Origin of the sequence: Streptomyces sp. NPDC020898 (assembly GCF_044333925.1) — a bacterium.
Classification (GTDB): domain Bacteria; phylum Actinomycetota; class Actinomycetes; order Streptomycetales; family Streptomycetaceae; genus Streptomyces.
This window is the reverse complement of the sequence record NZ_JBIRRV010000017.1, coordinates 155,946-170,518: the sequence shown is the minus strand read 5'-3', so window position 1 is coordinate 170,518 and position 14,573 is coordinate 155,946. Positions and strand designations below refer to the sequence as shown.

Below are 14,573 nucleotides of genomic sequence, written 5' to 3'. Positions count from 1 at the left end.
CTGCCGGAAGGTCAGGCCAGGGGTGTGGTGAGTTTCCGGGTGTCGGAGCCGACGCCGGCGGCCAGGCTGCACGCGACGTTGTCGATGCCCAACCGGTAGCCCGCGGTGTCCGGGTACTGCACCAGGCTGCCGCTCACGGTGCCTGCGGGCTGGTCGGCCGCCTCACGTTCCAGGGCCGGCCGGCACAGGGCGGAGGCGGCCTTCTTCAGGGCGGCGTCGGTCGCGTAACGGCCTTCCAGTTCGGCCACTTTCACGACCTCGGCGTCGTGCGGATCGCCGCACGAGCGCTTCGCGGCCTGCCCCGGGCGGGCGTCATCGGTGTCGAAGCAGTCGCCGGTGCGCAGCATGTAGTAGGGCACTTCGTCGCCGGCCAGCGGAATGAGCGACTCCAGGTCGCTCGGGAACTCGCTCGGCAGGTCGGAGGGGAACTCGGTCGGAAGCTCGGTGGGGAATTTGGTCGGCAACGTGGGCAGCTTGCTGGGCAGTTCGGTCGGGAGGCTGAACGACGGTTCGGGGCTGCCGCTCGAGCTCTTGCTGCTCTCGGGCGGGCTCTTGTCCGGGGTGCCATCGCCTCCGGAGACCATCAGCACCACGGCGACGACCACGCCGACAGCGACGATCGCGGCGATCAGGATGAACAGCGGGCTCGGACGCCTGCCAGGACCTCGGTGTCCGCCCTGGCCACCGGGCGGTTCGGGCGGCTGCCAGCCGCCGCCACCCTGCGAAGGCGGTCCGCTGCCTCCCGGAGGAGGTCCGTAGCCTCCGCTGCCGTTGCCTTCGTGAGGAGGGCCGTAACCCCCGTTCCCGTAGCCTCCCCCAGGGGGTGGGCCGAAGCCTGCGGGAGGTGGTCCGAAGCCACCGCCCGCAGGCGGAGTGTCCCCCGGCGGCCCGGGCGGCTGAGGCGGTACGGGCGGCATGGCCATACCGTCAAGACTCGCCGCGAACCGGTCGGCACGCGACCCCCACGCGGAAGTTGATACGGGCTCATGCCATGGACCGCACGATTCCGGAGCAATCCGTGCGAGGACCGGTCGCAGGGGATCAACTGGAGCACAGCTGTATACGTCAGTGGTTCGGGGACACCCATCGAAGATGGGTGTCCCCGCGCGCGACTCAGCCGCGCGCCCCCAGCAGATGGTCCATGGCCAGCTGGTCGAGCTGCTCGAAGGCCATCCCGCGCGCGGCCGTCGCGTCCACGTCGAAGCCCTCGAACGCCGAACGGTCCGCGAGCAGGCCCTTCAGACCGTCCGCCGCCGTCGGCTGCGCCAGCTCGTCCAGACGGGAGGCACGCAGGGCGGCCTGGACCTCCGGGTCTGCGCGGAAGGCGGCCGCACGCTCCTTCAGGATGAGGTAGTTGCGCATGCAGCCGGCGGCCGACGCCCACACGCCGTCGAGGTCCTCGGTCCGCGGGGGTTTGAAGTCGAAGTGCTTCGGGCCCGCGTAGCCGGCGGTCTCCAGGAGGTCGACCAGCCAGAAGGCGGAACGCAGGTCACCGGCGCCGAAGCGCAGGTCCTGGTCGTACTTGATGCCGGACTGGCCGTTGAGGTCGATATGGAAGAGCTTGCCGGCCCACAGCGCCTGGGCGATGCCGTGCGGGAAGTTCAGCCCGGCCATCTGCTCGTGGCCGACCTCGGGGTTGACGCCGTACATCTCCGGGCGCTCCAGGCGCTCGATGAAGGCCAGGGCGTGGCCGACGGTCGGCAGCAGGATGTCGCCGCGCGGCTCGTTCGGCTTGGGCTCGATCGCGAACTTCAGGTCGTAGCCCTGGGAGATCACGTACTCGCCGAGAAGGTCGAAGGCCTCCTTCATGCGGTCGAGGGCGACGCGTACGTCCTTGGCGGCACCGGACTCGGCGCCCTCGCGGCCGCCCCAGGCGACGTAGGTCTCCGCACCGAGCTCGACCGCGAGGTCGATGTTGCGGATCGTCTTGCGCAGCGCGTAGCGGCGCACGTCGCGGTCGTTGGCGGTGAACGCGCCGTCCTTGAAGACGGGGTGCGTGAAGAGGTTGGTGGTGGCCATCGGCACCTTCATGCCGGTCGCGTCGAGGGCCTCACGGAAGCGCTTGATGTGGGACTCGCGCTCACTGTCCGAGGACCCGAAGGGGATCAGGTCGTCGTCGTGGAAGGTCACTCCGTGGGCGCCGAGCTCGGACAGGCGCTGCACCGTCTCGACCGGGTCGAGGGCACGGCGGGTGGCGTCGCCGAACGGGTCCCGTCCCTGCCAGCCGACGGTCCACAGGCCGAAGGTGAACCTGTCCTCGGGGGTGGGCTGGTAGTTCATGCCGCGGCTCCTTGCTGCTCCGACTATTTCGTCATGGCGGTTTACAAATTAGTATGCGGAAGCATCTCTGGGAAGAGACAACGTGTCCCTGAACAGAGACTGAGGGTGGGAACGGGTCCTCGCGACCCGGTCACAGCCCGGAAAACACCAGGCCAGATCCCGCGAAGCCGCGGAAGAGGGAGAGCCCGATGTCAGCAGCCGAGGGTCCGCTCGTCGTCGGCGTGGACACGTCGACCCAGTCCACCAAGGCGCTGGTCGTCGACGCGGCCACCGGTCAGGTCGTGGCCAGCGGCCAGACACCGCACACCGTCACCACGGGGGCGGGCCGCGAGAGCGACCCGCGGGAGTGGTGGAACGCCCTGTGCGAGGCGCTGAGCCAATGCGGTGACGCGGCCCGCGAGGCCGCCGCGGTATCGATCGGCGGCCAGCAGCACGGCCTCGTCACGCTGGACGCCCAGGGCGAGCCGGTCCGTCCGGCGCTGCTGTGGAACGACGTGCGCTCGGCGCCGCAGGCCCGCCGGCTGGTCGAGGAACTGGGCGGCCCGAAGGCATGGGCGGAGCGCGCCGGAAGCGTGCCGGGCGCCTCCTTTACCGTCAGCAAATGGGCCTGGCTGGCGGAGCACGAGCCGGAGGCGATTCGCGCCACCAAGGCCGTACGGCTCCCCCACGACTACCTCACCGAGCGCCTCACGGGCCAGGGCACCACCGACCGCGGCGATGTCTCCGGTACGGGCTGGTGGGCGTCCGGGACGGAGGCGTACGACGCGGAGGTGCTCGCGCACGTGGGGCTCGACCCCGCGCTGCTGCCCCGGGTGGTCCGGCCGGGCGAGGTGGCCGGGACCGTCCGCGACAGCCATGACCTGCCCTTCTCCAAGGGCACCCTGGTCGCCGCGGGCACCGGCGACAACGCCGCCGCCGCGCTCGGACTCGGCCTGCGCCCCGGCACCGCGGTACTGAGCCTCGGCACGTCGGGCACGGTGTACGCGGTCTCGACGCACCGGCCCGCCGACCCGACCGGCACCGTCGCGGGCTTCGCCGACGCACGCGGAGACTGGCTGCCGCTGGCCTGCACCCTCAACTGCACGCTCGCCGTCGACCGCGTCGCCGCCCTGCTCGGCCTGGACCGGGAGGGCGTCGAACCCGGTACGAGCGTCACGCTCCTGCCCTACCTGGACGGCGAGCGCACTCCGAACCTGCCGGGCGCCTCGGGGCTGCTGCACGGGCTGCGGCACGACACGACCGGCGGACAGATCCTCCAGGCCGCGTACGACGGTGCCGTGCACTCACTGCTCGGCGCCCTCGATCTGGTGCTCGACGCCGACGCGGACCGCTCGGCGCCGCTCCTGCTGATCGGCGGTGGCGCACGCGGCACGGCCTGGCAGCAGACCGTACGCAGGCTGTCCGGGCGTCCCGTACAGGTGCCAGAGGCCAAGGAACTGGTCGCGCTCGGCGCGGCGGCACAGGCGGCGGCGCTGCTGACCGGTGAGGATCCGGCCGCGGTGGCCCGCCGCTGGGACACGGCACGCGGGCCGGTCCTGGACGCGGTGGAGCGCGACGGGGCGACGCTCGACAGGATCGCCGGGGTACTCTCCGACGCATCGCCGCTGCTGGAGCGGGGGCCGGACGCCGGCTGACGGTCCCGCCGGACGGACGCGAATCGACGGAGCCGAACCGACCGACACCGATCGCCGGACACCCACAGAGGACTGACGGAGGCATGACCGCACCGCTGCACGAGGCCCGTCCGCCCGGTTCGGGCGCCCGGCTGCCCGACACCCAGCAGGGCATGCGGCGCCGCAACCTCGCCCGGGTGATGCACACCGTCAACGCCGAGGGGCCGCTCTCCCGTGCCGCGGTCGCCTCGCGTATCGGGCTGACCCGGGCGGCGGTGTCGACGCTCGTGGACGAGCTGATCCGCTCGGGGCTGCTCGAAGAGCTGGGCCCCGAGCGGCCCGGCCGGGTGGGGCGGCCCGGATCGGCGCTCGCCGTGAGCGGGCGTGGTCCGGCCGGGATCGGCGCGGAGGTCGGTGTCGACCATCTCGCGGTCTGCGCGGTCGATCTGCGGGGCGGGGTGCGGGCGCGCGCCGTGCGCCACGGCGACAACCGCGGGCGGTCCCCCGAACCGGTGATCGAGGAACTGACCGAGCTGGTGCACGGGGTGATCAGCGCGGCGGAGCGCGAGGGGCTGTGGCCGGCCGGCCTCGCGGTCGCCGTGCCGGGTCTCGTGGCCCGCGACGCGCGCACGGTGGTCCGCGCTCCCAACCTCGACTGGCACGACACGGATCTCGGCGCCCTGCTGCCCGCCGGTCTCCCGCTGACCGTGGACAACGAGGCCAACCTCGGTGCGCTGGCGGAACTCTGGCTCGGAGACGGCACTCCGTCCGACTTCCTACATGTGTCGGCCGAGATCGGCATCGGCGCGGCGGTGGTCGTGGACGGACGGCTGCTGCGCGGAACGCGGGGTTTCGCGGGCGAGTTGGGGCATGTGCCGGTGTGGCCGGAGGGGCCCCGGTGCGCCTGCGGCGGTCGCGGGTGCCTGGAGCAGTACGCGGGTGCGGAGGCCGTCCTGCGGGCGGCGGGCGGCGAGCCGGGCGAGGACCGCGTCGGGCTGCTCGCGGAACGCGCCGCCCGGGGCGACACGGACGTACGGCGGGCCCTGCACGCGGCCGGCACGGCACTCGGTATCGCGCTGACCGGGGCGGTCAATCTGCTGGACCCCGAGACGGTCGTACTGGGCGGTGCGCTGTCCGGGCTCGCGCCGTGGCTGCTGCCGTCGTTGGAGGCCGAACTGGCCCGGCGTACGGCGGGACCCGCCTGCGCGGTGTCGGTGTCGCGGCTGGGGCCGGAGGGGCCGCTGCTGGGCGCCGCGCACTCGGTGGTGCGAGCGGTGCTGGACGATCCGGGGGCCGTGGCGGAGCGAGGCTGAGCGGCCCGACCAAGGCTTCGAACCGCCCTGCAACTCATCGCCGTCACCCGTCCGGGTGGCCGAGTTATCCACAATCACGCGGTCATCCACCGAAAACTGCCCGCTCGTCCTGCCGAACCACCGATCGCCGTACCGTGATCCACGCGAGCACAGCCGTCCCGATGTGCCGCACGCCTGGTTGCGCGAGACAGCGATGGCACTCCAGCGCTGACCCGACCGTCTCTCAGGCCCTGCAACCCCCTTGGCACACCGGTGCGTCCCTCAACCAGTACCTGCAACCACTCCCCTGTCGAAAGGCCCCTCACGGATGGCGCGGACCAGGTCGTTCCCCAGTAGACGGCGGCTGTTGAAGGGCGCCGCGCTCGCCGTCGGCCCCTACGCCCTGCTCCCCGCTCCCCAGGTCGGCGCCCAACCCCGGTCCCTCGACTACCCGCTCGCCACCTGGGAGCCGGCGACCTCCGCCAACTACACGGTGTCCGACCGCCCGGTGACCCAGACCCCCGACCTGGTCGTCATCCACGTCACGCAGACCTCCTACTCCAACACCCTGGCCGTCTTCCAGCACCCGCGGAAGAAGGTGTCCGCCCACTACGTCGTGCGGTCGGACGACGGACACACGGCGCAGTGCGTACGTGAGCACGACATCGCCTGGCACGCGGGCGACTGGGACCACAACCTGCGCAGCATCGGCATCGAACACGAAGGGTGGGTCGACCAGCCCGGCTATTTCACGGACGTCATGTACGAGGAGTCGGCGAAACTCACCGCCACGATCTGCACGCGGTACGGCATCCCGAAGGACCGTGCGCACATCATCGGGCACAACGAGATACCCGGTACCGATCACACGGACCCCGGACCGAACTGGGACTGGACGCGCTACATACGGCTCGTCAACGCCGCCTGAGCGAAGCCGTCGTGCCGTCATTCGACCGACCCCGTCGAAACGGTTGTCCGCGCCCATCCACCGAGTGACGATGGCACCGACCGCAGCCGCATCACCTTCCGGGGAGGCCGAGTTGACCGATCCATGGGTGGCCCTGGAACCGGGGACCGACCCCGTCGAGCGAGTACGGGTGCTGCGTCGCGCGCACGAGACGTTCACCGAGGCGGGCACGGTGACGCGGCCGGTCCGTGCTGTTGTGGCGGACTCGTGGAGGCGTTCCGCCCTGGCGGGGGTGGGGCCGGACGGCACGGCAAGCGTGGATCTGATGGACGGTGACCTGGGTGCCTACCGTGCGGAACATCCGCTGGCCCGGGTGATGCCCCTGTTCCGCGAGCTCATGGGGACCTTCGCCGCCGACGGCGAGCACCTGCTCGCGGTCTGCGACGCGCAGGGCAGGCTCCTGTGGGTCGAGGGCCATCCGGCGGCCAGACGGCAGGCGGGGCGGATCAACTTCGTACCGGGTGCGCGCTGGGCGGAGTCGGCGGTCGGTACGAACGCGCCGGGTACGGCGGTCGCCGTGGACCGGCCGGTACAGGTCTTCGCGGCCGAGCACTTCAGCCGGCAGGTACAGCCGTGGACGTGTGCGGCGGCTCCGGTGCACGATCCGCGCACGGGACGGATGCTCGGTGCCGTGGACATCACCGGCAGGGACGGGCTCGCGCATCCGCACAGTCTCGGCTTCGTGCAGGCGGTGGCGCGAGCCGCCGAGTCCCAGCTGGCACTGCTCACCCCGGCCCGGCCGGCCGCGGACGCGCTCGAACTGACCGCACTGGGGCGCGACGAGGCTCAACTGCTCGCCGCAGGGCGGAAGTTGCGGCTCAGTCGCCGGCACAGCGAGATCGTCGTCCTGCTGGCCCGGCACCCGGAAGGGCTGACCGGCGACGAACTGCTGTGCGCGCTGTACGAGGACGAGTCCGTGACACCGGTGACGCTGCGCGCCGAACTGGCCAGGCTGCGCCGCATCCTGGCCCCCGGGCTGCTGGCGTCGCGCCCGTACCGGCTGACGGTTCCGGTCGAGTCGGACATCGGTGTCGTGGAGCGCGCGCTGGAGACCGGTGCAGTCACGACGGCGGTGCGGACGTACGCCGGTCCGCTGCTGCCCGGTTCGCGGGCACCGGCGGTGGCGCGGCTGCGGCGCAGGCTCGCCGACGGTCTGCGCACCGCGCTCGTCGCCCGCCGGGATCCTGACCTGCTGGCCGACTGGGCCCACGCGCCGTGGGGCGAGGACGACCTCGATGTGTGGCGTGCGCTCGCGGCGATACGACCGACGGCGGCCGTGCGGGCCCGCATGAACGAGCTGGAGTCGGAGCAGGCGGCGCCACGAGGGTGGGCCCGGCAGGCCGTCCGGCGCTGACGGAATACCGGGGCCCGGTGCTGGAGGTGCAGATCTCCTGGCTCACGCGGGCGTCCGTCACATGTCGGCCCACGCGGCGGCACCCTCGTACGCATCACGCATCACCCGCCCGTGCGGGGCCCTGGGCGCACCGCACCACCAGGACGCGCGCGCAACCTGCCTGCAACCTCGCCGCTTCTAGCCTCGCGGCGAGAGCTGTCCAACGGCGGGCGGCTCGGCTCAGGGAGGCAGGCCAGCATGACCCGTTACGCGGCGCCCGGTACCGACGGCGCGATCGTCTCCTACGAGGCGCGCTACGACCACTTCATCGGCGGCGAGTACGTGCCGCCGGCCCTGGGGCAGTACTTCGAGAACCCGAGTCCGGTGAATGGGCAGCCGTTCACGGAGATCGCGCGGGGCACGGCCGAGGATGTGGAACGGGCGCTCGACGCGGCGCACGCGGCGGCGCCCGCGTGGGGCCGTACGTCCGTGACCCAGCGGTCCGACATCCTGCTGAAGATCGCCGACCGGATGGAGGCGAACCTCGAAGCGCTGGCGGTCGCCGAGAGCTGGGAGAACGGCAAGCCGGTCCGGGAGACGCTCGCCGCCGACATCCCACTCGCCATTGACCACTTCCGCTACTTCGCGGGCGCCATCCGGGCGCAGGAAGGTTCGCTCGGCGAGCTCGACGACGACACGGTGGCGTACCACTTCCATGAGCCGCTCGGTGTGGTCGCGCAGATCATCCCGTGGAACTTCCCCATCCTGATGGCGGTCTGGAAGCTCGCGCCGGCTCTCGCGGCCGGCAACGCGGTCGTGATCAAGCCCGCCGAGCAGACGCCGGCGTCCATCCACTACTGGATGAGCCTGATCGCGGACCTGCTGCCGGCGGGCGTCGTGAACATCGTCAACGGCTTCGGGGTGGAGGCGGGCAAACCGCTCGCGTCCAGCGCGCGCGTGGCGAAGGTGGCGTTCACGGGTGAAACCACGACGGGGCGGCTGATCATGCAGTACGCCTCGGAGAACATCAAGCCGGTCACTCTGGAGCTGGGCGGCAAGTCACCGAACATCTTCTTCGACGACGTGTGGGCGGCGGACGACGACTTCCGCGACAAGGCACTCGAAGGCTTCACCATGTTCGCGCTCAACTCGGGCGAGGTGTGCACCTGTCCGTCGCGGGCGCTGATCCAGCGCGGCAACTACGCCGACTTCCTCCAGGCGGCGGTGGCCCGCACCGAGCTGATCAAGCCCGGTCATCCCCTCGACACCGACACGATGATCGGCGCCCAGGCCTCCAACGACCAGCTGGAGAAGATCCTCTCCTACCTGGACATCGGCCGGCAGGAGGGGGCCAGGATCCTCACGGGTGGCGAACGCGTCGAGTACGACGGCGAGTTGAAGGGCGGTTACTACGTCCAGCCGACCATCTTCGAGGGCGACAACCGGATGCGGATCTTCCAGGAGGAGATCTTCGGCCCGGTGGTGTCGGTGACGTCGTTCGACGGCTTCGACGACGCGATCAAGATCGCCAACGACACGCTGTACGGCCTCGGCGCGGGCGTGTGGACCCGGGACATGAACACCGCCTACCGGGCGGGCCGCGCGATCCAGGCGGGCCGGGTGTGGACGAACTGCTACCACGCGTATCCGGCGCACGCGGCGTTCGGCGGGTACAAGCAGTCCGGGATCGGCCGTGAGACGCACAAGATGATGCTGGAGCACTACCAGCAGACGAAGAACCTTCTTGTTTCATACAGTCCGAAGAAACTCGGCTTCTTCTAGAGTCGGCTCAAGACGATGGGCCGAACGCCACTTCTCCCACGGCCTGTTCGCCAGCCATGACCAGTCCGAAGGCGTGGGAGCTCTCCTGGAAAGGCCCTCCGTCCTTCTGTTTGGGACAGACATCGACGGAGTGGAGCCAGGATCATCCTGGCTCCACCCGTGGTGCGGGCGTGTCACTGGAACTGTGCGAAGAACCTCCAGATCTCTGCCTTGGTCCAGGTGGTGACGCCGCTTTCGCCGGAGGAGCCGTCGACCGGACCGGGTATGTGGCCGCCGTCGAACGCGGCCCATTGGACCGGGTATCCGGCACGGCAGCCCGAGTAGGTGGTGGTGATGTGCGTTCGGCTGCCCGAGGCCGGCTCGCGCGGGCTCTGTGAAGTGCAGCCGTTGTTGCTGACGAATCTGTCGCGCAAAGACCGTCCTTGGCCGATGTTGAGGACGGAGTCGCTGACGCCGTGGATTCCGAAGTAGGCGATGGGCTGGGTGCCGCCGCTGCACCCGCTGATCTGAGCGCCGGAGATGGCCGCGACGGCCCTGAAGACGTTCGCCCGGCTGCATGCGAGTGCGTAGCTCATGCCGCCGCCCCAGCTGAATCCCGTGGCGAAGCGCTGTGCCGGGTTGACACAGAGACCGCTCTCGATTCGCCGGATCATGTCGTCGACGAAGGTGATGTCCTCACCGCCCGCATTGGCCCAGCCGTTACCGAGGCCCTGGGGGGCGACGAGGATCGCGCCGTTGTTCGACTGTTCCTGCTGGCCGTAGTAGGACCAGGCGTTCCCGCTCGTGCCGCCCGAGGCGACGTCGCCGGCGGTTCCGCCCCGCCAGTGGAAGGCGAAGATCAGCCGGTAGGGGCGGCTGTTGTCGTAGTTGGCGGGAACCCTGAGGATGAAGCTGCGGCTCTTGCCGCCGCTCTGAATTGTGTGCGTACCGCTCGCCAGAGCCGGGGCGCTGCCGCATGCGCCGCCACCACCGCCACCGGACGAGAGCTTGACCATCTGCCATTGCTGGTTGGCGCCGGCCCAGTCGGAGTACTGGACGACGTTGCCGCCGTCGGCGGTGGAGGCGCCCTGCACCTCCACCGCCTTGCTGCTGGTGCGGTTGATCAGCCGGACGTGGCCCCCGTCGGAGTCGGCCAGGCGGAACTGCTGGTTGGCCCCGTTGTGGTCGGCCCACTGCTGGATCGCGGCACCGTCCGCGGTCGAGGCGCCGGCCACGTCGAGAACCTTGTCCGAATGCCGGGCCTTGAGGCGGTAGAAGCCGCCACCGGAGTCCACGAACTGCCACTGCTGGTTGGTTCCGTCGCTGCGCGTCCGCTGGCTGACCCGGGCTCCGTCGGCGGTGGCCGCGTCAGAGACGTCCAGCGCCTTGCCGCTGTTGCGATTGACCAGGACGTACCAGGCATTGGTGTCCACCGTCGCCGCCTCGGCGGGCGACGGATTCACCGCGGCGAGCATGCCGGTCGCGAGGGTCGTCGCCACCACGGCGGCGACCCGGGACCACCAGCGATGTCTCCGTGGCGGGGCGGGGGAAGCCGCACCGTAGGTCTTCATCGATTCACCCTTTCCTCTGTGGCAGGTCCCATCAGGTGCGGGTCCAGCGTTGGTTGCTGCCGTTCGAGCAGGAGTAGAGCTGGATCAGGGTGCCGTTGGCGGTGCCGCTTGCGACGGCGTCGAGGCAGAGGCCGGACTGGACGCCGACGACGGATCCGTCGGAGTTGAGGCGCCATTTCTGGTTGTCGCCGCCCCAGCAGCCGTAGATCTGGACTTTGGTGCCGTTGCCGGTGCCGCCGGCGTCCAGGCACTTGTTGCCGTAGACCCTGAGCTCACCGGCGGCGGTGTACGTCCACTGCTGGTTGGTGCCGTTGTTGCAGTCCCACAGTTGGAGCTGGGTGCCGTCGGTGGTACTGCTGCTGGGCACGTCCAGGCAGCGGCCCGACCCGACGCCCTTGATCGGTCCGGAATCCGAAGGGGGCGTGGTGGAGCCGCCGTTGAGTGCGTTGAGGACGGCGGTGTAGGCGGGCTTCTTGCTGCCGTTGTTGTTGAAGAGCAGCGGTGTGTCCCCCGGTCGCCAGGAGTCGCTGTCGCGCACTCCCCAGACGGTGATGCCGAGGCAGCGCGGGACGGCCAGGCAGTCGTTGGTCACGTTGGCGAAGGTCGTGGCCGAGGCGCCCTGGATGTCGAGTTCGGTGATGGCCACGTCGACGCCGAGGGCGGCGAAGTTCTGCAGGGTCGTGCGGAAGTTGCTGTTGTAGGGGCTGCCGCTGTTGAAGTGCGACTGGAAGCCGACGCAGTCGATCGGCACGCCGCGCTGCTTGAAGTCCCGGACCATGGCGTACATGGCCTGGGTTTTGGCCCAGGTCCAGTTCTCGACGTTGTAGTCGTTGTAGCAGAGCTTGGCGGCCGGGTCGGCGGCGCGCGCGGTGCGGAAGGCGACCTCGATCCAGTCGTTGCCCGTGCGTTGCAGGTTGGAGTCGCGCCGGGCTCCCGAACTGCCGTCGTCGAAGGCCTCGTTCACGACGTCCCACTGGGCGATCTTGCCCTTGTAGTGGGCCATCACGCCGTTGATGTGGCCGATCATCGCCTGGCGCAGCGTGCTTCCGCTGAGGCTCTGCATCCAGCCGGGCTGCTGGGAGTGCCAGGCCAGGGTGTGGCCGCGCACCTGTTTGCCGTTCTGCACCGCCCAGTTGTAGACGCGGTCAGCGGCGGTGAAGTTGAACTGGCCCCGCTGCGGTTCGGTGGCGTCGATCTTCATCTCGTTCTCGGCCGTCACCGAGTTGAACTCACGGCCCGCGATCGTCGTGTACGCCGAGTCGCCCAGCCTGCCCGAGGCGATGGCGGTGCCGAAGTAGCGGCCGCTCTGCGCCGCCGCGGCGCCGAGTGTGGCCTCGGCGGCCTGTGCGGGCGGCGGCGCGACCAGTGCGGCGACCATGCCGAGGACGCCGACGACCAGCGCCAGCAGCAGGCCGCGGATCTTCCGGCGGATAACGGGGCTGGGAAGGGCATACGAGCCCATGGCTGTGCCTCCAAGGTAGAAATCACGGAAGGACTGAAGCGCAGGGGAACGCGTCGTCCGCTCCCACGCGGCAGACGGACCGGGGTGCGCCGGAACCCGGGCAGCACGGAATCACCGGACACCGCGGTCATGGGACCGGGACGATCTCAACCGGCACGGACGGCACCCGGCCGGCCATCGGGTGACGTACGGCGGATGGCGGCAGTGTTTCGACACAGGCATGGGCGTACTCCATCGCGGCTCAGCCACAGCGCAGCTACTCAGGGCGACGTAGTTCGGAATCTCGAACTACGGTCGGTCACTCAGAGAGGGAGATTGAGGGATTGACGGTGAATCGTCAATACTCACCACAGAGAAAGTTTCTGCTTGTCGCCCGAATCTTTCGAACACTCGACGAGCGGCCGATGTCGCTTGCTGAACTCCCCTTCCCCACGTGAGCTCTTGGAATGGTGAGCCGTATCGCGAAATTCCGGAGTGCTGGGAGGAACTGTTTGTGGACAGATCGGCGACAGACCTTGACCAGAGGGCCCCACATTCTTAGCTTGTGGCGTCAAAGGTTCGGAGAGGTCTTCGAATGTTTCGAGGCTGTCTCTGCCCCCGATACGGCCGCTCCGCGGTTCATCGGCGTCACCCCACTCCGCCCCCAAGGAGGCCTTCTGATGTGGTTTGGCCATCCGTCCCTGGTTCGCCCAAGACGCTTGCTCGCCGTCCTTGCGCCCTTGCTGCTCGTGGCCACCTTCCTCGGTGCCCAGCCCGCCGACGCGGCAACCGTCGACCCCAACGCCTCGTACGTGCTGGTCAACCGCAACAGCGGCAAGGCCCTGGACGTCTACAACCTGGCGACCAACGACGGCGCCCGCATCACCCAGTGGACCAGGAACGACCAGAACCAGCAGCAGTGGCAGTTCGTCGACTCCGGCGGCGGTAACTACCGCATAAAATCCCGCCACTCCGGCAAGGTGCTGGACGTCAACAACGGGTCCACCGCCAACGGCGGCGCGATCGTCCAGCGGACCGACGTGAACAGCACCAACCAGCAGTGGCGGCTGGCCGACAGCTCGGACGGCTACGTGAGGTTCATCGCGCGCCACAGCAACAAGGCCCTCGAAGTGCAAGGCGGCTCCACCGCCGACAACGCGAACATCGTCCAGTACGACGACTGGGGCGGCACCAACCAGCAGTGGCAGCTCGTCAAGGTCGGCGGCGGCAATCCCCCCGGCTCGTGCAATCTCCCGTCGACCTACCGCTGGACGTCTACGGGCACGCTGGCGCAGCCCAAGGCCGGCTGGGCCTCGCTCAAGGACTTCACCGTCGTCCCCTACAACGGCAGGCATCTCGTCTATGCGACGACGCACGGCGCCGCGGGAACGGGAGTGGGCTGGGGTTCGATGAACTTCGGCCTGTTCAGCAACTGGCCGGAGATGGCCTCGGCCAGCCAGAACACGATGTCGAACTCCGTCGTGGCGCCCACGCTCTTCTACTTCGCGCCGAAGAACATCTGGGTGCTCGCCTACCAGTGGGGAGGTGGGAGCGCCTTCTCCTACCGGACGTCGAGCGACCCCTCCAACCCCAATGGCTGGTCCGCACAGCAGGTGCTCTTCTCCGGAAGCATCACCGGCTCCGGCACCGGCCCCATCGACCAGACGCTCATCGCTGACGGCCAGAACATGTATCTGTTCTTCGCCGGTGACAACGGCAAGATCTACCGGGCCAGCATGCCGATCGGGAACTTCCCGAGCAGTTTCGGCTCGACCTACACAACGATCATGAGCGATACGGCGGACAACCTGTTCGAAGCCCCGCAGGTCTACAAGCTCCAGGGCCAGGACCGCTACCTCATGATCGTCGAGGCGAGGGGCTCACAGGGCCGCTACTTCCGCTCGTTCACGGCCACCGGTCTGAACGGCTCATGGACACCGCAGGCCGCGACGGAGAGCAACCCCTTCGCCGGCAAGGCCAACAGTGGCGCCACCTGGACCAACGACATCAGCCATGGCGAACTGATCCGCACCGGCGCCGATCAGACCTTCACCGTCGATCCCTGCAACCTGCAGTTCCTCTACCAGGGACGCAGCCCCAACTCCGGCGGCGAGTACGGCCACTGGCCCTACCGGCCGGCTCTGCTGACACTCCAGCGCTGACGGCGTGACACCGGTCCGGCTCCCGTGCGGAGCCGGCGTGGGGGGGGGGGGGGGGCGGGGCGCGCCCCCCCCGGGCGCCCCCCCCCCCCCCCCCCCCCCCCCCCCCCCGGGCGGGGGGGGGGCCGCCCCCCCCCCCCCCCCCGCCGCGGGGAG

General features: G+C 69.9%; 10 protein-coding genes. 6 read left to right on the top strand and 4 right to left on the bottom strand.

Annotated features, from left to right (window positions below; all coding sequences use genetic code 11):
- Positions 1-11 precede the first annotated feature (11 nt).
- Both ACH4TV_RS38385 and xylA read right to left on the bottom strand, forming a co-directional pair.
- A complete protein-coding gene (locus ACH4TV_RS38385; protein WP_398405951.1) occupies positions 12-605 on the bottom strand; it encodes a hypothetical protein in 594 nt (197 codons plus the stop codon).
- 508 nt (positions 606-1,113) lie between these two features.
- Positions 1,114-2,280: a xylose isomerase gene (xylA, locus tag ACH4TV_RS38380; RefSeq protein ID WP_398405950.1), complete on the bottom strand. Its 1,167-nt coding sequence runs from the start codon at positions 2,278-2,280 to the stop codon at positions 1,114-1,116.
- A 188-nt stretch (positions 2,281-2,468) separates the two neighbouring features.
- On the opposite strand from xylA, the gene xylB reads away from it, so the two are divergent.
- The 5 genes from xylB to ACH4TV_RS38355 all read left to right on the top strand — a co-directional run bounded on the left by xylB (position 2,469) and on the right by ACH4TV_RS38355 (position 9,267).
- A complete protein-coding gene (gene xylB, locus ACH4TV_RS38375; protein WP_398405949.1) occupies positions 2,469-3,914 on the top strand; it encodes a xylulokinase in 1,446 nt (481 codons plus the stop codon).
- Positions 3,915-3,997: 83 nt separating this feature from the next.
- Complete coding sequence (locus tag ACH4TV_RS38370; protein ID WP_398405948.1) at positions 3,998-5,206, top strand: ROK family protein; 1,209 nt, start codon at positions 3,998-4,000, stop codon at positions 5,204-5,206.
- A gap of 307 nt (positions 5,207-5,513) precedes the next feature.
- Entirely contained in the window at positions 5,514-6,113 is a 600-nt protein-coding gene (locus ACH4TV_RS38365) for an N-acetylmuramoyl-L-alanine amidase (RefSeq protein WP_398405947.1), read from the top strand.
- A 70-nt stretch (positions 6,114-6,183) separates the two neighbouring features.
- Positions 6,184-7,506 (top strand): GAF domain-containing protein, encoded by a 1,323-nt coding sequence (locus ACH4TV_RS38360; RefSeq protein WP_398405946.1) that lies wholly within the window; start codon positions 6,184-6,186, stop codon positions 7,504-7,506.
- A 237-nt stretch (positions 7,507-7,743) separates the two neighbouring features.
- Complete coding sequence (locus tag ACH4TV_RS38355; RefSeq protein WP_398405945.1) at positions 7,744-9,267, top strand: aldehyde dehydrogenase family protein; 1,524 nt, start codon at positions 7,744-7,746, stop codon at positions 9,265-9,267.
- Positions 9,268-9,440: 173 nt separating this feature from the next.
- Here ACH4TV_RS38355 and ACH4TV_RS38350 read toward each other — a convergent pair whose 3' ends face one another.
- Both ACH4TV_RS38350 and ACH4TV_RS38345 read right to left on the bottom strand, forming a co-directional pair.
- Positions 9,441-10,817, bottom strand: coding sequence for an RICIN domain-containing protein (locus ACH4TV_RS38350; RefSeq protein ID WP_398405944.1), 1,377 nt, complete (start codon positions 10,815-10,817; stop codon positions 9,441-9,443).
- Between the two features lie 31 nt (positions 10,818-10,848).
- Positions 10,849-12,279, bottom strand: a complete 1,431-nt coding sequence (locus ACH4TV_RS38345) for an endo-1,4-beta-xylanase (protein ID WP_398405943.1) — start codon at positions 12,277-12,279, stop codon at positions 10,849-10,851.
- 659 nt (positions 12,280-12,938) lie between these two features.
- Between ACH4TV_RS38345 and ACH4TV_RS38340 the strand changes: the two genes are divergently transcribed.
- Positions 12,939-14,420, top strand: coding sequence for a non-reducing end alpha-L-arabinofuranosidase family hydrolase (locus ACH4TV_RS38340; protein ID WP_398405942.1), 1,482 nt, complete (start codon positions 12,939-12,941; stop codon positions 14,418-14,420).
- Positions 14,421-14,573: the final 153 nt, after the last annotated feature.

What these genes read in the sequence shown, in the direction of transcription:
- ACH4TV_RS38340 (WP_398405942.1), top strand. Translation starts at nt 12,939, where the DNA reads ATGTGGTTTGGCCATCCGTCCCTGGTTCGCCCAAGACGCTTGCTCGCC.
- ACH4TV_RS38360 (WP_398405946.1), top strand. Translation starts at nt 6,184, where the DNA reads ATGGCACCGACCGCAGCCGCATCACCTTCCGGGGAGGCCGAGTTGACC.
- ACH4TV_RS38345 (WP_398405943.1), bottom strand. Translation starts at nt 12,279, where the DNA reads ATGGGCTCGTATGCCCTTCCCAGCCCCGTTATCCGCCGGAAGATCCGC.
- xylB (WP_398405949.1), top strand. Translation starts at nt 2,469, where the DNA reads ATGTCAGCAGCCGAGGGTCCGCTCGTCGTCGGCGTGGACACGTCGACC.
- ACH4TV_RS38365 (WP_398405947.1), top strand. Translation starts at nt 5,514, where the DNA reads ATGGCGCGGACCAGGTCGTTCCCCAGTAGACGGCGGCTGTTGAAGGGC.
- ACH4TV_RS38370 (WP_398405948.1), top strand. Translation starts at nt 3,998, where the DNA reads ATGACCGCACCGCTGCACGAGGCCCGTCCGCCCGGTTCGGGCGCCCGG.
- ACH4TV_RS38350 (WP_398405944.1), bottom strand. Translation starts at nt 10,817, where the DNA reads ATGAAGACCTACGGTGCGGCTTCCCCCGCCCCGCCACGGAGACATCGC.
- xylA (WP_398405950.1), bottom strand. Translation starts at nt 2,280, where the DNA reads ATGAACTACCAGCCCACCCCCGAGGACAGGTTCACCTTCGGCCTGTGG.
- ACH4TV_RS38355 (WP_398405945.1), top strand. Translation starts at nt 7,744, where the DNA reads ATGACCCGTTACGCGGCGCCCGGTACCGACGGCGCGATCGTCTCCTAC.